The organism is Microbacterium sp. NPDC079176 (assembly GCF_040686675.1).
Taxonomy (GTDB): domain Bacteria; phylum Actinomycetota; class Actinomycetes; order Actinomycetales; family Microbacteriaceae; genus Microbacterium.
The window spans coordinates 615,068-632,040 of the sequence record NZ_JBFBLM010000002.1 but is presented as its reverse complement, the minus strand read 5'-3'; the positions used below and the strand labels follow the sequence as shown (position 1 = coordinate 632,040).

The following is a 16,973-nucleotide window of genomic DNA, read 5'->3' as shown; positions in this document are numbered from 1 at the left end:
CCCGATGTCCGACCTGACACCGGGATCCCGGCTGCACATCCCGATCCACCTCCGCTGGGGGGATCTGGACGCATTCAATCACGTCAACAACACCTCGATGCTGAAGCTCCTCGAGGAGGCGCGCGTACGCGCGTTCTGGCGTGCGGGTCCCGGTGAGCAGGCGCCATCCACCGCTGTGCTCGACTCAGGCATCGACGAGGGAACGCTGACGCTCATCGCTCGTCAGGAGATCGAGTATCTCGCACCGGTGCCGTATCAACGGCGCCCGCTCGAAGTGCAGATGTGGTTCGGCAAGCTCGGCGGCTCCAGCGTCGAGGTCTGCTACGAGGTGCACAACGACCCGACGGCGGAACCTCGTACGATCTATGCGCGCTCCACCGCCATCATCGTGCTCGTCGATGCGAAGACCGGACGACCCACGCGGCTCACGCAGGAGATGCGCGAGGCCTGGGAACCGTACGTCGGGCCGTCCATCGAGTACGCCCACCGGTGAGGTGAGCTGACTCGTCGGCGCCGGCCGGATCACGCCGGTGCGGGCACCCTGACCATGATCTCCTGCGCGACCGAGGCGACGAGGTCGCCCGACTGCGTGTAGATGCGTCCCTGGGCGAGTCCACGGCCGCCGCGCGCGTTCGGGGACTCCTGCAGATAGAGCAACCACTCGTCGACACGTGCGGGACGGTGCCACCACATCGCGTGGTCCAGGCTCGCCACCTTGAGCCCGGGCAGGCCCCAATAGACGCCATGGGCCCGGAGGATCGATTCCTGGATCGTCATGTCGCTCAGGTATGCGAGAGCCGCCCTGTGGATGCGCTGGTCATCGGGAAGCGGCGCCTTCATGCGCATCCACACACCCTGTTGAGGGACGCGGTCGTCTGCGCTCGGCAGAAACAGAGGCGAGTCGATATGGCGCACGTCGGCCGCGCGATCACTGAGCATCCGCACGACGCCGGAGGGCAGACCGTCGACGCGCTGCTCATCGGGGAGCAAGGAGTCGGGACCGGGGACATCGGCGGGCATGGGGACGGCATGCTCGAGTCCCGGATCCTCGTCCTGGAAGGACGCGATCATCGAGAAGATCGGTACGCCGTTCTGATAGGCCTGTGATCGGCGAGTCGAGAAGGATCGCCCGTCGTGGATGCGATCCACAGCGATCGTGATTCCCTGACTCGCGTCGCCCGGCCGCAGGAAGTAGCCGTGCATGGAGTGGACGGCCCGATCCTCCGGAAGCGTGCGCTCCGCGGCGAGCAGGCTCTGCGCGAGCACCTGGCCACCGTAGATCCGTCCGGACGGCATCGGATGCGACGAACCGGTGAAGATGTCCTCGGTGGTGCGAGCCTGCGTCGAGTCGAGATCGAGCACGTCGAGGAGTTGTTCGACGGTGCGGATCGCGTGGGCGTCGGCGGTCATGACTTCCTTCCCGCGACTGCGGATGCTTCTGGCGTTGCTAGTTTAGAGGGTGTGCCCCACCAGCTTCTTCTCGCAGACGCCGAGACCGCGAAGGACGTTCTGACCTTCCTCGGACGAGCGACCCGTATCTCCGATGAAGGGGTTCGGCTGCAGGCAGCGAGGGGAGTTCTCGCGCTGACGGGCGCCGCGCTCTCTCCCCACGGCCTGTTCGATCAGACTCCGACGGTGCTGGCGATGCGAGTCGTCCAGGCGGACCCCGAGCTCGAGTGCGACGTCGTCGTCGCCGCGCTCACAGCGACGGACGATGAGAGCGCCCTGACACTGCCGGAGACCGGGCTCTCACCCGCGTGGGCCGGGGTGGCCCCGCCGCGCGGTCACTGGCAGGCGACGTCGACCCTGCCGGCATCCGTGATCGCCCGACGCGCCCAGTGGGGGATCAGCGCCGTTGCTCGTGGAGCGATGCCGGGCGCGGGCGAGGAGGCGGTCAGAGCCCTCCGTGCGGCCATCTGGGGCGAGCCCGATGACGATCTCGGCGGTCTGCCGCGCGGAGTGGCATTCGCGGCGGACGCGTTCGGCTTCATCTCCGGCGAGGAGGACGTTCCGGTCATGCAATCGGGGCGATGGACTCGGCTCGCCTTCCGTCGCGGACACGTTCTCTCCCGAGGCCCGGTCGCGTCGGGCCTGACCGCCGTCAGGGGTACGGGCTCCGCACAGTAGACGCGTACGAGCTCACCGCGCGGCAGCGCGCCCGGCCTGACGACCCGAGAAGAGACATCCGCCGAGGAACGTGCCCTCGAGTGCGCGGTAGCCGTGCATCCCGCCGCCGCCGAAGCCGCTCGCCTCGCCCGCGGCATACAGGCCGGGGATCGGTTCGCCGTCGGCTCCGAGAGCACGGCCGTCGAGATCGGTATTGATTCCGCCGAGTGATTTCCGCGTGAGGACGTGCAGTTTCACAGCGACGAGCGGACCTGCTGCCGGATCCTGGAGCCGGTGCGGTGCGGCGGTGCGGATCAGCCGGTCGCCACGATATCCGCGCATGGAGCGAAGCATGCCGATCTGGGCGTCCTTCGAGAACTCGTTGTCCATCTCCAGGTCGCGCGCCACGACCTCCCGTCGGACGCGGTCGATGTCGAGCGATTCGCCGCCGGGATGCCGCTTCATCTGCTCGAGCAGGGACTCGAGATCGTTCTCGACGATGAAGTCCTCACCCTCGTCGAGGAATGCCTGCACCGGGCCGGTCGGTCCCTTCGCCAGTCGGGACTTCACCAGCAGACCGACGTCCTTGCCCGTCAGGTCGGGGTTCTGCTCACTTCCCGAGAGGGCGAACTCCTTCTCGACGATCTGACGAGAGGTGATGAACCACGAGTGGTCGTAGCCGGTGCGGCGGAGGTGGGCGAGCGTGCCCAGCGTGTCGAAGCCAGGAAACAGGGGGACAGGCAATCGCGTCCCCGTGGCATCGAGCCACAGCGACGAGGGTCCGGGGAGGATGCGGATGCCGTGGGACGGCCAGACCGGATCCCAGTTCGTGATGCCTTCGACGTAGTGCCACATCCGGTCACCGTTCACGAGGCGAGCCCCCGCCGCGTCCGAGACGGCGTGCATCGATCCGTCCACGTACGCGGGCACCCCCGTCAGCATGTGCTCGGGCGGCACGCCGAGGCTCGCAGGCCATGCCGCACGCACGAGATCGTGGTTGCCGCCGATGCCGCCCGAGGAGACGATCGTCGCTCCGGCGCTGATCTCGAAGTCGCCGATCGCGGACCGTGACGACTCGACGCCGCGAAGCGCGGGGCTCGACTCCAGGATCGTTCCCCGTACGCCGGTGACGGCTCCGTCGGTGGTGACGAGTTCGGTCACCCGGTGGCGGGGCAGGATCGTGATCCGGCCCTCGCGCTCACCCTGTTCGACTGCTGCGGCGAACGGAGCCACGACACCGGGCCCGGTGCCCCAGGTGATGTGGAATCGCGGAACCGAGTTGCCCGGACCGAGTGCACCGTATCCGCCTCGCTCGGCCCATCCGACCACGGGGAAGAACGTGACGCCGCGTTCGCGCAGCCACGCGCGCTTCTCACCGGCCGCGAACTGGAGGTAGGCCTCGGCCCACCGGCGCGGCCAGTGATCCTCCGGGCGGTCGAAGGAGGCCGTTCCGAACCAGTCCTGGGTCGCCAGCGCGAGCGAATCCCGGATCCCCATCCGTCGCTGCTCGGGCGAATCGATGAAGAAGAGTCCGCCGAACGACCACCACGCCTGCCCGCCGAGATTCGTGCGCGGCTCCTGGTCGACGAGGATCACGCGACGCCCGGCATCCAACGCCTCACTCGCCGCGACGAGCCCGGCAAGCCCCCATCCGATGACCAGTACGTCTGCAGACAGGGGCGTGGTCGTCATGTGCTCTCCGTTGATTCCTGACGTGATCGCGTCTCGAGCGTGGGACGCCCGGCGGAGGGTGCGCCGATGCCGGACGGCTCGAATGTGTTCACCATGGCATACGCGGCTCGTTCCAGGTAGTCCCAGAGCGTCGATTCGTGGAGTGGCGACAACTCCGCCTCGTCCACGGCCGTTCGCATGTGCCGGAGCCACCGGTCACGCGCGTCGGGGTCGACGTGGAACGGCATGTGGCGCATCCTGAGGCGGGGGTGGCCACGAGTCTCGCCGTACGTCGTGGGGCCGCCCCAGTACTGCTCGAGGAACAGGAGCAGGCGTTCCTCGGCGGGGCCGAGATCCTCTTCGGGATACATCGGCTTCAGGACAGGATCGAGTGCGACCTCGCGGTAGAAGACCGACACGATCTTCGCGAAGGTGTCGCGACCGCCGACCTCGTCGTAGAAAGTCACTTCTGGGGGCTCCCGTCGTCGTTCGTCTTCTTGCGTCGCCAGATTCCCCTGTCCGGGATCGCAGGCACGCCGGTGACCGCGTTCGGACGGGTCTTGGGCGGATTCGCACCCCGAACCCGGCGTGCACCGTCGAGACCGGTGGGCACGACCGTCGTCATGCTCGGGAGCGCGATCTCGTTCTCGAGCAGGGCCGACCGCAGACGCTTGCGCAGTTCCTGCGCCACGTCGTCCTTGGCGTTCGCGCGAGCCTTGATCACGAGACGGATGACCAGGGCGTCGCCGTCGATCGACTCGAGACCCCACAGCTCCGGCTTCTCGACGATGCGAGTTCGCCACTTCGGATCCTTGGCCAGCGCCAGCGCGGTGTCCAACATGGTCTGCTCGGCCTTGTCGAAGTCCGAGTCGACGGGCACACCGACATCGATGATCGCGCGCGCCCAACCCTGGGACATGTTGCCGATGCGGAGCACCTCGCCGTTCCGGACGTACCAGAGGGTGCCGTTCACATCACGGACCTGGGTGATGCGCACACTCACGTACTCGACGACGCCTGACGCGAGACCGAGATCGACGACGTCGCCGATGCCGATCTGATCCTCCGCGACGATGAACATGCCGTTCAGCACGTCCTTGACGATGTTCTGAGCGCCGAAGCCGAGGCCCGCGCCGACCGCCGCAGTGAGCAGGGTGAGGGAACCGAGCAGGGTGGGGGACAGATGGTTGACCACCAGCACGATCGCGATCACCACGAGCATCACATTGACGATGTTCTGCAGGATCGTCCCGAGAGTTCGCGTCCGCTGCACGAGGCGCATGTCGGCGAGCGGAGATCGCTCGAGGGCCTGGGTGTCGTCGACGTCTGCCTTGCTCTTCGCACTGTCGACGATCCGGTGCACGACGCGTCGGATGACCACTCGGAGGACCAGACCGATCAGGATGCAGCCGCCGATGATCGCGACGACCCCGAGAGCTTGGAGGCCCACGTCCCGGAGCACGGTGACAGCATCCATCCACCAGTCGGGGAGTGGGGTCTCTGCAGGGTCAGGGTTCGTATCGAATGGCTGCATCATCCCCTCCAGAGTAGCGATCAGGCCTCTGCGCGGGCTGGATGCACCGCACAGAGGCCTGATCGGGAGAGACGGGTCAGTCCTCTGCGTCGCGAGACTGCGCGGCGAGCGACCGCTCGACGTCTGCGAGGTTCTCGAGCACGAGACGACGGAGTGCCGGTGCGGCGTCCTGATTCGCGGACAGCCAGGCCCGAGTCGCGTCGCGCAGTTCGACATCCGCGATGGCGGTGGGGAACAGGCCGACGATGAGGTACTGCGCGATCTGGTAGCTGCGGGACTCCCAGATCGGCACGAGCATGTCGAAGTACGCGGGAACGAACTCGCGGAGCGATTCGGCGCCCGCCGGGTGGACGAAGCCGAGTGCGGCCGAACGCACGATCGTGTTCGGAGCGTCGTCACGATCGATCAGCGAGGCCCACGCGGCCTTCTTCGAGGCGGAGTCCGGCAGCGCGGCACGGGCCTGCGCGGCGAACTCGCCGCCCTTCGAGGTGTTGTCCGAGGACAGCGCGGCATCGATGGATGCTGCGTCCGTCGCGCCGATCGTGGCGAGGCCCACAAGGAGCTGCCAGCTGAGGTCCGCGTCGATCTCGAGACCGGGAAGCGTCTCCTCGCCGGAGCGCAGTCGACCCACGATGCCGGCGTGCTCGGGAGTGACGAGCGCGTTCGCGAAGGCCGTCACGAACTGGAGCTGGCTGTCGCTGCCCGATTCGGCGGATTCTGCGAGTGCCCAGAGACCGTCGGCGACCTTCTGGCGGGCCGCCAGGCGGTCCTCCGGCGTGACGTAGAGCGTCGCAGCCGTGCGCAGTTGCGCAAGGGTCGTACGGACCGTGGTCGACTCCGTCTCGCGGCCGATGTTCCCCAGCACCAGATCGATGTAATCGGATGCGGCGGTCTCGGCGTCGCGGGTCTGATCCCACGCCGCTCCCCACACGAGCGAGCGTGCGAGGGGATCACGGATGTCTGCGAGGTGCTCGATCGCCGTGGCGAGGGAACGGTCATCGAGGCGGATCTTCGCGTAGGCGAGATCGTCATCGTTGAGCAGCACCAGGTCGGGGCGCTTGAGGCCGTGCAGCTCGGGGACCTCGGTGCGGTCTCCGTCGACGTCGACCTCGGCATAGTGCGACCGCACGAGTGCGCCGTCCTGGAGGTCGTAGAAGCCGATGCCGAGGCGGTGAGGGCGGATGGTGGGGTAGTCCGCGGGAGCAGTCTGCGTCACGGCGAACCGCGTGATGGTGCCGTCGACGTCGTCGGCGATCACCGGTTCGAGCGTGTTCACGCCCGCGGTCTCGAGCCACTTCTTCGACCAGGTGCTCAGATCGCGACCGCTGGTGGCCTCGAGCTCGGTGAGCAGGTCGCTCAGCTCGGTGTTGCCCCACGAGTGCTTCTGGAAGTACTGCGAGACACCCGCGAAGAACTCCTCGATGCCGACCCAGGCGGCGAGCTGCTTGAGAACCGAGCCGCCCTTCGCGTAGGTGATGCCGTCGAAGTTCACCTGCACGTCTTCGAGATCGTTGATCTCGGCCACGATCGGGTGGGTGGACGGAAGCTGATCCTGACGGTAGGCCCAGGTCTTCTCCATCGCGTTGAACGTGGTCCATGCCGCGGTCCACTCGGTGGCCTCGGCGGTCGCGATCGTCGACGCCCACTCGGCGAACGATTCGTTCAGCCAGAGGTCGTTCCACCACTTCATCGTGACGAGGTCGCCGAACCACATGTGTGCGAGCTCATGCAGGATCGTGACGACGCGACGCTCCTTGACGGCGTCGGTCACCTTGCTGCGGAAGACGTAGGTCTCGGTGAAGGTCACCGCGCCCGCGTTCTCCATGGCGCCGGCGTTGAACTCCGGGACGAAGAGCTGGTCGTACTTCGCGAACGGGTAGGGGACGCCGAACTTCGACTCGAAGTATGCGAATCCCTCGCGGGTCTTGTCGAAGATGTAGTCGGCGTCGAGGTGCTGCCAGAGGCTCTTGCGTCCGTAGACGCCGAGCGGGATCACCCGGCCCGAGGCGCTGGTGAGCTCGGAGAACGTCGCTTCGTAGGGCCCGGCGACGAGCGCGGTGATGTACGAGGAGATGCGCGGGGTGGGCTCGAAGCCCCAGGTGGCGACCGAGTGGTCGTCGTGCACGATGGGCTCGGGCGTGGGGGAGTTGGAGACGACCTTCCACGACGCCGGTGCGGTGACCGTGAACTGGAACGTCGCCTTGAGGTCGGGCTGCTCGAACACCGCGAACACGCGTCGGGAGTCGGGGACCTCGAACTGCGAGTAGAGGTAGACCTCGCCGTCCACGGGATCGACGAACCGGTGGAGTCCCTCTCCGGTGTTCGTGTAGAGGCAGTCCGCGTCGATCACGAGAACGTTCTCGGCCTGCAGACCGGCGAGTGCGATGCGCGAGTCGGCGAAGACCTCGTCGGGGTCCAGCTGCTCGCCGTTCAGCGAGATCTCGCGCACGTCGCGGGCGATCAGATCGATGAAGGTGGTGCTCTCCGGCGTCGCGGTGAACCGAACGACGCTGCGGGAGCCGAAGACCTCCGCACCCTTCGTCAGGTCGAGCGAGACTTCGTACGACTGAGTGTCGATGACGTCGCGGCGCTCCTGCGCTTCGATGCGGGTGAGGTTCTCTCCAGGCACAGCTGTACTCCCAGGGGTGAGGGGATGCTGCCGCAACCCAGCGCAGTTGGCGCCCACGGCAACCATGACAGCCTACGCCAGCACGGCGGCCTGTCTCACGTCTGGAAGGTGAAAGGATGGAGGGGTGACCGCGATCGAGCCGAACCACGTCCTCTTTGCCTCTGCTGCCGCTGCCGAAGGTGCGCCCTACGTATCGACGCCGACGGCGTACGACGGCATCCTGCTCGCCGGATTCGGAGGGCCCGAGGGACAGGACGACGTCATCCCGTTCCTCCGCAACGTCACGCGCGGTCGCGGTATCCCCGATGAACGACTGGAAGAGGTGGCGCATCACTACCGTCACTTCGGTGGCGTGAGCCCGATCAACGGTCAGAACCGCATCCTCAAGGAGGCTCTGGAGGGCGAGCTCGCACGCCGCGGCATCGATCTTCCGGTGTACTGGGGCAACCGCAACTGGAGTCCGTACCTCGAGGAGGTCGTGACCGAGGCGGCCGCCGACGGGAAGACGACCCTGCTCGCGTTCGCCACCAGTGCCTACAGCTCGTTCTCGAGCTGCCGGCAGTATCGCGAGGACTTCGCACGGGTGCTCGAGGAGACGAAGCTCGGCGACAGGGTGACGATCGACAAGATCCGTCCCTTCTACGACCACCCCGGATTCGTCGAGTCGTTCGAGACGGGCGTCCGCGAGGCCGTGGAGGCGTTCCTCGGACAGGGCATCGCCCCCGCGGACATCCAGATCCTGTTCTCGACCCACAGCATCCCGACGGCCGACGCGGAGCGCTCCGGTGCGCGGGACATCGACTGGGGCGAGGGCGGCGCCTACGCGGCGCAGCACCTCGCGGTAGCCGCGTGGGTCATGGATCGAGTCCGCGAGAGCATCCCCGAGGCGGCGGACGTGTCGTGGGAGCTCGTCTACCAGTCCCGTTCGGGTCCCGCCTCGCAGCCGTGGCTGGAGCCGGATGTGTGCGACGTCATCGGCGAACTCCCCGAGCGCGGTCGGAAAGCCGTGGCGGTCGTGCCGGTCGGTTTCATGAGCGACCACATGGAGGTCCTCTGGGACCTCGACACCGAGGCGGCCGAAGCGGCGGAAGAGGCCGGTCTGGCTTTCACACGCACTCCCACGCCCGGGGTGGCGCCGTCATTCGTCACCGGCATCGTCGACCTGATCGTCGAGCGGCTGGAAGGCCGCCCCAACGAGGAGCGCCCTCATGTGACGTCGCTGCCGGGTGCGTTCGACGTGTGCCGTCCGGGCTGCTGCGAGAACGTCCGCGCCGGATTCAAGCCGGCCGCCGCCGGCGTGGCCCCGTGAGCACCCGCTGACCCGCGGCGCTTCTAGGATGGATGCCATGCGCATCCATATCGCCACCGATCACGCCGGTCTCGACTTCTCCACGCAGCTACAGGATCACCTCCGCGGCGCGGGACACGAGGTCGTGGACCACGGGCCGATCGAGTACGACGCGCTCGACGATTACCCCGCATTCTGCATCCGTGCGGCGCAGGCCGTCGTCGCGGATCAGGCGGCCGGTGTCGAGACGCTCGGTGTGGTGTTCGGCGGCTCCGGCAACGGCGAGCAGATCGCCGCGAACAAGGTCGAGGGCGTCCGTGCCGCGCTGGTGTGGAACACGTCGACCGCCGAGCTGGCCCGCCAGCACAATGACGCGAACGTGATCTCGATCGGGGCGCGGCAGCATTCCTTCGACGAGGTCACCTCGTTCATCGACACCTTCATCGCGACGCCGTTCTCGGAGGACGAGCGCCACATCCGCCGAATCGGTCAGATCGCGGACTTCGAGCGCAACGGCTCGCTGCTCCCGGATCCGAGAGCCTGAGATGCCCGAGGGACATTCGGTCCACCGCATCGCGCGCCAGTTCGACCGTAACTTCGTCGGCAAGCAGATGCTCGCCTCGAGCCCCCAGGGACGATTCGCCGAGGGGGCGGCCGTCCTGAACGGTCGTGAGGCGATCAGCGTGCAGGCGGTGGGGAAGCAGATGTTCCTCGAGGCCGAAGGCGATGTGTGGCTTCGGGTGCACCTCGGCCTGTACGGCGCGTGGGACTTCGCCGGCGACATCCTGGTCGACCCGACGATCGCCTCTGCGAACGGCCGCATGGGCCAGACGAACCAGCGCGGAACTGTGGTCGACGAGGAGATCCTCGACGATGCCGGAGAGAACTCGCTCGCCTCGATCGGCGCACCTCGCCGGACTCGGGTGCACGTGCGCATGTCGGAGCAGACGAAGGGGCTCGCCGACGAGGGACTCGAATGGCCGCCGCCGGTCGTGGGTCAGGTTCGACTGCGTCTGATGACCGACATCACGGCTGCCGATCTGCGCGGCCCCACGGCCTGCGTGCTCCAGAGTCCGGAGGAGATGCTCGCAAGCGTCGCCAAGCTCGGCCCGGATCCTCTCGTGGGGGATCCCGCGCAGAACGAGGAGCGCTTCGTGCAGGCGGTCCGTAAGAAGCAGACGGTGATCGCACTTCTGCTGATGGATCAGGCCGTGGTCAGCGGCATCGGAAACGTGTATCGCGCGGAGATGCTGTTCCGACAGCGGCTGAACCCCCACGCGCCCGGCCGCGAGGTGCCCGAGGAGGTCGTGCGAGCACTGTGGCGCGACTGGGTGCGGCTGCTGGCCGTCGGTGTGGAGACCGGCCAGATGATGACCATGGATGATCTGTCGCCCGACGCCTATCGGGCGGCGATGGCGAGCCGCGACGATCGCCACTGGGTCTACCATCGTGCCGGTCTGCCGTGTCGTATCTGCGGCACCGAGATCGCCCTCGAGGAGATCGGCGCCCGCAAGCTGTACTGGTGCCCGCGCTGCCAGGCCTGACCGGTCAGCCGTAGGCTGAGAGGATGCGTCAGAACCCCAGTTTCACGCTCGCTGATGTGGCCGAGATCCGTCGGGTCATCGATGCCGATCCGTGGGCGACCATAGTGAGCGACGGACCGGAGGGCCTCGTCTCCTCTCACTACGTCGTGCTGCTCGACCAGGATCGCGATGATCTCACGGTCGTCGGTCACGTCGGCCGGCCCGACGACCTGATCCACGGCTTGGGCGAGAGGGAACTGCTCATCGTGTTCCAGGGGCCGCACGGCTACATCTCACCGGGCTGGTATGGCGATGTCCCGTCCGTTCCGACGTGGAACTACACGGCCGTTCATCTTGCCGGAGTTCCCGAGATACTCAGCGACGAAGAGAATCTCGCCGTTCTCGATCGACTCGTCGACCGTTTCGAGGGGCGGATGCCGGAGCCACGGCAGATGTGGGAACGGCCGAACGACCCCGCGTTCATCACACGGCTGGCCGCAGGGACGGTGGGATTCAGGCTCACCCCGACACGCGTCGTCGCCAAACGCAAACTGAGTCAGAACAAGCCGGCCGAGACAGTGGAGACCATCATCGCCGAACTCGAGGCCGATGGGCCGTACGCACAGCCCGCCCTCGCCGCCGAGATGCGTCGCGCCCAGCAGGCGCGCGTCGGAGCCCGCTCGTGACCGGAGCCGCAGACAGCGTGGCCACCCTGTCGGGCGTCCGGGTCTCAGGACCGGGCAAGGAGTTCCTGATCGACGACGAGCCCGTCGACATCTTCATCGAAGACGGCCGGATCAGCGACATCGCCCCCGCCGGAGCGCTGCCGCCACAGGGGCGCACCCTCGACGGCAACGGAGCGTGGGCCGTGCCGGGCCTCTGGGACAACCACGTGCACACGGTGCAGTGGGCTCTGGCCGCCGAACGCGTCGCTCTCGGTGGCGCGGGCTCCGCGTCGGAGGCGGCTGCGATCATGTCCTCCGCGGCGCCCCTCCCGGACGGGCGGAAGGTCGGCAGCGGGTTCCGTGATGCGATGTGGCCCGATCAGCCCTCGCTCGCACTTCTCGACAGCGCCACGGGAGAAGTGCCCACCTATCTCATCAACGCGGATGTGCACAGCACGTGGCTCAACTCGGCGGCGTTGCGGCTCGAGGGCTTCGACAGTCCGGACGGGATGCTCAGAGAGGAGCAAGCCTTCGAGATCTCCCGTCGCCTGAACGCCGTCGACCCGGAACGCGGCGACAGAGCGGTCCGCGACGCGGGGGAGAGGGCCGCCTCTCGAGGCATCACCGGCCTGGTGGACTTCGACATGGCCTGGAACGCCGATGCCTGGCCGCGGCGTATCGGCGCCGGGTTCGCTGCCCATCGTGTCGAGTTCGCCATCTACCCTTTCGACCTCGGACGTGCGATCCGCGCCGGGCTCCGGTCGGGCGAGCTGCACGAGGCGGCGGACGCACCGGAAGCCGGGCGCGGCCTGATCCGGATCGGGCCGCTGAAGATCATCAGCGACGGCTCGCTGGGCACGCGCACCGCGGCCTGCTCGCATTCGTATCCTGGCGATCCCGAGAACTTCGGGGTGCTCAATGTACCGACCGCCGAGCTCGCCGAGCTGCTCACGACCGCCACCGGCGCAGGGCTCTCGGTCGCGGTGCATGCGATCGGTGATCGCGCCGTCACCGGGGCGCTGGACGCCTTCACGGTGTCGGGTGCCGTCGGAACCATCGAGCACGCTCAGCTGGTGCGGCACTCCGACCTCGCGCGGTTCGGCAGGCTCGGCGTCATCGCGAGTGTGCAACCGCAGCACGCGCTCGATGACAGGGATCTGGTCGGCCGGCACTGGGCCGGGCAGACGTCGATCGGCTATCCGCTCAGTGCCCTCCGAGACGCCGGTGTGGAGATCCGCTTCGGATCCGACGCTCCCGTGGCTCCCCTCGATCCCTGGCAGGCGATCGCCGCGGCGGTCACCCGCACGGACGATGATCGCGACCCCTGGCACCCCGAAGAGCGACTGACGAGGGAACAGGCGATCCAGGCGAGCGTCCGCACGGCTCTGCGTCCGGGGGAGGCCGCAGACATCGCCCTGTGCGGCTACGACCCGCTCTCCGCATCAGGTGCGGATCTGCGAGGGATGCCGGTCATGGCGACGATGGTCGCCGGGCGGCTGACCTACGGCGGATGAGCGCGAGAACGAAGAAGGGCACCGGAAGCCCGGTGCCCTTCTTCGTCGCGTGGGTGCTCAGGCTGCGATGTGCGACACGAGGAACCAGCGGTCCTTCTCGAGCCCGCGCATGATCTCGATCGCGACGTCCTGGCTCGTGAGGTCGACCTCGTCGAGCCCGTCGATCGCTGCCTTCACGTCGACGAGGATCGCGTCGATGTCGGAGATGACGGCGCGCACGAGCTCATCGGACTGGGTGAAGCCAGCCGGAACCGACGTCGCACCGCCCTTGGCGGCGACGGCGCTGATGCGCGCGTCGATCGGGAGACCGAGGGCGACGATCCGCTCGGCGGCCGTGTCGGCGAAGTCGCCGGCGTGCGCGACGATGGTGTCGAGAAGCTCATGAACTCCGACGAAGTTGGCGCCGCGGACATGCCAGTGCGCCTGCTTGCCGTCGATCGTCAGCGCCTGGAGACCGAGCACGACGGGGGAGAGGAACTGAGACGCTGCAGCGGCCACGGTCGGGTCGCTGGCGGTGGTGGAAACGGTCTGTACCTTGCTCATTGTGACTCCTCCGGAGTTGTCTCTTCGTGCCTGATGAGGACAACGCTACTCGTCTGAAATCATTCCGCAAGCAAGCGAAGGCTCGGCTTAGTGGCCCGGAATCACGCGGAAATCCGGGCTTGGGAGGATAGTCTCACCTTATGAGCATCGCTGCCGGAGCCTCCGTCCTCGCCCTGCCGGGGAAGTCCCCGTGGATCGCCGCCGACGCGTTCATCGCCGAGGGCGCACGCATCGTGGGAGACGTGTCGCTGGCCGAGGGTGCGAGTGTCTGGTACAACGCGGTCCTTCGAGGCGACTCTGCCTCCATCGCGGTCGGACGCGACAGCAACGTCCAGGACAACGTCTCGGTCCATGTCGACGCGGCGCATCCGGTCGTCATCGGCGCGAAGGTGTCGATCGGTCACAACGCGGTCGTCCATGGGTGCACGATCGGAGACGGTTCGCTCATCGGCATGGGAGCCGTCGTGCTCAGCGGGGCCGTCATCGGCGCCGGCTGTCTCATCGCCGGTGGAGCCGTCGTGCTCGGAGGCACAGAGGTGCCAGACGGATCACTGGTGGCCGGGGTGCCCGCGAAGGTGCGCCGAGCGCTCAGCGACCAGGAGCGTGCCGACCTGATCGCGAACGCCGACGTCTACCTCGCGCACGTCCGGACCCACGCCGCGGCGACACCGATCTGATCGGAATCGACCGATAGGCTGGTCCTCACGGGGCGGTGGCCAAGCTGGTTAAGGCAGTGGGCTCATAACCCAACGATCGCGGGTTCAAGTCCCGCCCGCCCTACTCCTGCTCCGCTTCGCAGCGACGTCATCGGTCGACCGCTGTCGATCGAGGGACGACGTCGCGAGGACTGTTCCGGCGGCGATCCCGCCCAAGGCGCCGAAGACCATGTCGCCGATCGTGTCCTGGTAGGTGACGAAGATCTCGTCACTGAGGTAGGCCCAGCCGAGCCACTCGATCATCTCCCACACCGCGCTCAGCGCCAGCGCCAGGACGGGTGCGAGGATCAGCGAGGTGCGTCGGCTGGCGCCCGAGTCGCGAGTCAGGGGCACGACATCTGCCCGGGTGAGGATCAGTGCGGCGACGACCGTGAGAACCCCCGTGCAGATCAGGTGCAGGAGCAGGTCCCATCCGGGGATCGACCGGTACAGGTCGAGCACATTGCTCCACGCCGCCACGAGCACGGTGGCGCATACAGTGAGGTCGAACCACCCGCGCATGCCCAGAACTCGTGGCAGCATCAGAGCGGGAAGCGCAAGCGCCGCGATGCCGGCGTCGGTCGGGGCGAGCCATACCAGCGCGACGGCGACCCCGATGATGCCCACCGCCCGCACGACGTCGGCCGACCACTCCGTGACGGTGCGCGGCGGTCGCAGGAAGTCCTCTTTCACGGTGTCCTCCCCGTCAGGCGCAGGAGCGCCTGCACCGGGCGATGATCCGAGGGCGCGATCCCGTCGAAGACGTGTGCGTTCACTGCAGCGGCACGGACTCGGACATCCGGACTGACGAGCAGCCAATCGATGCGTCGACCGCCGACCTTCGGACGCCGATATCCGCTGAGGGTGCTCCACAGGGGCGTCAGCCGATCATCTGCCGCGCCCCAGGAGTCGCTCAGATCGGCGCGCGAGACGAGTGTGCGCAGGGCCTGGGAGCCGGGGCCCGCATTCAGGTCTCCCATCACGACCGTCGGAAGGGAGCGCGCGCGAACCAGTGCGGCGATGACCTCGGCAGAACGTCGCCGAGACCGACGCGAGAGATGATCGAGATGGGTGTTGACGACCAGGAACCCGACCCCTGTCGACCTGTCCCTGAACTCCGCGGAGACGACGATGCGAGGAAAGAGCGCTCCCCATGACAGGCTGCCCGGCTCGTCGATCCGTGTCGAGAGAGCGTGCTGGTCCCACCCGCGCAGCTCCAGCCGCGACGCGTCGTAGAGGATGGGTGTTCCCTCACCAGTGCCATCGCGGTTCCTCCCTCTGCCGATGAACCGATGGTCCCGCCCGAGGGCGTCGGTGACGGCGTTCAGCGATCGGGGGAGCACTTCCTGCAGTCCGAGGACGGTCGGCCGCTCCGAGCGGATCATCTCGGCGACCGCAGGCTCGCGATGGCTCCAGCGGTCACGCTTCCGACGCAGGGCGCCTTCCATCGCGCGACGGATGTTGAACGACATCACGTGCAGGTCCGGTGCAGCAACGTGACCGATCAGCGGCACGACCGTCACCGGGCGCTCCGTCCCGCGGTGCTGAACAGGCGGCGGCGGACGATGAGCCGTCCCCAACGCAGGGGTGGGAAGTCGCGGGGCCAGTGCACGAGCACGCTACGGACGCCTCGGTGCACGCGTCGACCGAACTGTCCTGCGGTGAGCGGCCTCATCGACATCCCCATCGTGGTGTGCGGGAGCCGGGCGATGCGGTGGTTCTCGCCGAGGTGGAAGGCGAGGTCGAGGTCGTCGTGGATGTCGGGGTCTCCTCGGTGCACGTCGGACCGCACGGCCTGCCAGGCCTCCCTGCGGAACGCGAGATTGGATCCGAAGAGGGGCAGATGTCCGAGAGTGACGCTCAAGAGGGTCATATAGGCGCCGAGATAGAGCCGCGAGAGCGGCGTGCGCAGGGCTGCCGGCCCGTCCGTGAAGCGCGCGGGCCCAGTGATCGCCCCGAGGTGCTCGTCGTCGTCGAAGGCCGAGACGATGGCCGTGATCCACTGAGCATCCGGTTCGCAGTCCGCGTCGAGGCGCAGGATCAGTTCGCCGAGAGCCGCGTCATACCCGGTCGACGCTGCAGCGGGAATGCCGGGATCGAGACACGTCAGCACGCGCGCACCCCAGGCGAGGGCGACGGAGGCCGACGAGTCGGATGAGCCGTTGTCGACGACGATGATCTCGTCGGCCGGCTGGTCCTGGGCGTGCAGAGCGCTCAGGCAGCGCGCCAGCAGCTCGGCATCGTCCTTGACCGGGATGACCACTGACGTGGTGAGCCGTGTGCCCTGATTCGCCGTCGACGGAAGGCCATCGACCGCCTCCATCGTGTGCCCCTCGGTGTGTGCCGTCATCGGTTCGATCGTGGCATCACCCGACGTCGGGCGCGAGGGACTTGACACCGGCGGGTGCGTGCCGATGCCTGTGGACGTCAGCGAGTGCCCGCGGCGTCGAGGTCGGGCGAGGGGTCGATGACCTCGTCGACGAGCGTGATGCCCCCGCTCGAGTTGGCCGAATGAGCGAGATCCTCGATCCATCGGCGGCTGAGCTCGGGCGTCTCGCTCTCGTCGAAGACGAACCGCAGCGGGATCGACGGATGCAGCCAGACCGTCGAACGGCCTTCGGTGTCACCGTCGGGATGCTTCCACGTGAGTGTGAAGCTCTCGTTGCGACGCAACTTCGTCGCGACGACGACCTTGAGGTGCGCGAGCGCCCGATCTTCGATATGGATCGGCTCCGAGCCGCCGTAATAGAGAGAACCCATATCTCGGAATATATGTCTCAGTCGGCGCCGCTCTCGGCGTGCTGG

The 16,973-nt window shown here is 67.6% G+C and carries 18 protein-coding genes and 1 tRNA gene; 9 read left to right on the top strand and 10 right to left on the bottom strand.

The window, feature by feature from the left end:
- Positions 1–4: 4 nt before the first annotated feature.
- A complete protein-coding gene (locus tag AB0P11_RS07165; protein ID WP_056278694.1) occupies positions 5–493 on the top strand; it encodes a thioesterase family protein in 489 nt (162 codons plus the stop codon).
- 29 nt (positions 494–522) lie between these two features.
- Here AB0P11_RS07165 and AB0P11_RS07160 read toward each other — a convergent pair whose 3' ends face one another.
- Complete coding sequence (locus AB0P11_RS07160) at positions 523–1,410, bottom strand: acyl-CoA thioesterase II (protein WP_056278695.1); 888 nt, start codon at positions 1,408–1,410, stop codon at positions 523–525.
- 51 nt (positions 1,411–1,461) lie between these two features.
- On the opposite strand from AB0P11_RS07160, the gene AB0P11_RS07155 reads away from it, so the two are divergent.
- Positions 1,462–2,127, top strand: coding sequence for a hypothetical protein (locus AB0P11_RS07155; RefSeq protein ID WP_363520811.1), 666 nt, complete (start codon positions 1,462–1,464; stop codon positions 2,125–2,127).
- 12 nt (positions 2,128–2,139) lie between these two features.
- Here the strand turns inward: AB0P11_RS07155 and AB0P11_RS07150 are convergent, their stop codons facing one another.
- The 4 genes from AB0P11_RS07150 to pepN form a co-directional block, all read right to left on the bottom strand.
- The gene (locus tag AB0P11_RS07150; RefSeq protein WP_363520808.1) at positions 2,140–3,798 is read right to left on the bottom strand and encodes an FAD-binding dehydrogenase; all 1,659 of its coding nucleotides are present in this window, start codon (positions 3,796–3,798) and stop codon (positions 2,140–2,142) included.
- Positions 3,795–4,286, bottom strand: a complete 492-nt coding sequence (locus AB0P11_RS07145; protein ID WP_222839269.1) for a globin — start codon at positions 4,284–4,286, stop codon at positions 3,795–3,797. The genes AB0P11_RS07150 and AB0P11_RS07145 overlap by 4 nt, the downstream gene beginning before the upstream one ends.
- Complete coding sequence (locus AB0P11_RS07140) at positions 4,241–5,314, bottom strand: mechanosensitive ion channel domain-containing protein (RefSeq protein ID WP_056278698.1); 1,074 nt, start codon at positions 5,312–5,314, stop codon at positions 4,241–4,243. The genes AB0P11_RS07145 and AB0P11_RS07140 overlap by 46 nt, the downstream gene beginning before the upstream one ends.
- A 73-nt stretch (positions 5,315–5,387) precedes the next feature.
- Entirely contained in the window at positions 5,388–7,940 is a 2,553-nt protein-coding gene (gene pepN, locus AB0P11_RS07135) for an aminopeptidase N (RefSeq protein ID WP_363520804.1), read from the bottom strand.
- Between the two features lie 124 nt (positions 7,941–8,064).
- On the opposite strand from pepN, the gene AB0P11_RS07130 reads away from it, so the two are divergent.
- The 5 genes from AB0P11_RS07130 to AB0P11_RS07110 are packed head-to-tail and all read left to right on the top strand — an operon-like array spanning position 8,065 to position 12,930.
- Positions 8,065–9,249, top strand: a complete 1,185-nt coding sequence (locus AB0P11_RS07130) for a ferrochelatase (RefSeq protein ID WP_363520801.1) — start codon at positions 8,065–8,067, stop codon at positions 9,247–9,249.
- A gap of 37 nt (positions 9,250–9,286) precedes the next feature.
- Complete coding sequence (locus AB0P11_RS07125; protein WP_053096034.1) at positions 9,287–9,772, top strand: ribose-5-phosphate isomerase; 486 nt, start codon at positions 9,287–9,289, stop codon at positions 9,770–9,772.
- A 1-nt stretch (position 9,773) separates the two neighbouring features.
- A complete protein-coding gene (locus AB0P11_RS07120) occupies positions 9,774–10,772 on the top strand; it encodes a DNA-formamidopyrimidine glycosylase family protein (RefSeq protein WP_363520798.1) in 999 nt (332 codons plus the stop codon).
- Between the two features lie 23 nt (positions 10,773–10,795).
- Positions 10,796–11,437, top strand: coding sequence for an FMN-binding negative transcriptional regulator (locus AB0P11_RS07115; protein WP_053096036.1), 642 nt, complete (start codon positions 10,796–10,798; stop codon positions 11,435–11,437).
- The gene (locus AB0P11_RS07110) at positions 11,434–12,930 is read left to right on the top strand and encodes an amidohydrolase family protein (protein WP_363520795.1); all 1,497 of its coding nucleotides are present in this window, start codon (positions 11,434–11,436) and stop codon (positions 12,928–12,930) included. The genes AB0P11_RS07115 and AB0P11_RS07110 overlap by 4 nt, the downstream gene beginning before the upstream one ends.
- Positions 12,931–12,987: 57 nt before the next feature.
- On the opposite strand, the gene AB0P11_RS07105 is transcribed toward AB0P11_RS07110, so the two are convergent.
- Positions 12,988–13,473, bottom strand: a complete 486-nt coding sequence (locus AB0P11_RS07105; protein WP_053096038.1) for a DNA starvation/stationary phase protection protein — start codon at positions 13,471–13,473, stop codon at positions 12,988–12,990.
- Positions 13,474–13,613: 140 nt separating this feature from the next.
- Between AB0P11_RS07105 and AB0P11_RS07100 the strand changes: the two genes are divergently transcribed.
- Complete coding sequence (locus tag AB0P11_RS07100) at positions 13,614–14,150, top strand: gamma carbonic anhydrase family protein (protein WP_056278703.1); 537 nt, start codon at positions 13,614–13,616, stop codon at positions 14,148–14,150.
- A gap of 29 nt (positions 14,151–14,179) precedes the next feature.
- A tRNA-Ile gene (locus tag AB0P11_RS07095) sits at positions 14,180–14,253 on the top strand.
- Here the strand turns inward: AB0P11_RS07095 and AB0P11_RS07090 are convergent.
- From AB0P11_RS07090 to AB0P11_RS07075, 4 genes are all read right to left on the bottom strand, one after another.
- The gene (locus tag AB0P11_RS07090) at positions 14,235–14,861 is read right to left on the bottom strand and encodes a hypothetical protein (RefSeq protein WP_082586582.1); all 627 of its coding nucleotides are present in this window, start codon (positions 14,859–14,861) and stop codon (positions 14,235–14,237) included. The two genes, AB0P11_RS07095 and AB0P11_RS07090, sit on opposite strands and share 19 nt — an antisense overlap.
- Positions 14,858–15,691, bottom strand: a complete 834-nt coding sequence (locus AB0P11_RS07085) for an endonuclease/exonuclease/phosphatase family protein (RefSeq protein ID WP_235567478.1) — start codon at positions 15,689–15,691, stop codon at positions 14,858–14,860. The genes AB0P11_RS07090 and AB0P11_RS07085 overlap by 4 nt, the downstream gene beginning before the upstream one ends.
- A complete protein-coding gene (locus AB0P11_RS07080) occupies positions 15,688–16,518 on the bottom strand; it encodes a glycosyltransferase family 2 protein (RefSeq protein ID WP_230100815.1) in 831 nt (276 codons plus the stop codon). Before AB0P11_RS07080 ends, AB0P11_RS07085 begins: the two co-directional genes overlap by 4 nt.
- Before the next feature lie 77 nt (positions 16,519–16,595).
- Positions 16,596–16,928, bottom strand: coding sequence for a hypothetical protein (locus AB0P11_RS07075; protein ID WP_056278704.1), 333 nt, complete (start codon positions 16,926–16,928; stop codon positions 16,596–16,598).
- Positions 16,929–16,973: the final 45 nt, after the last annotated feature.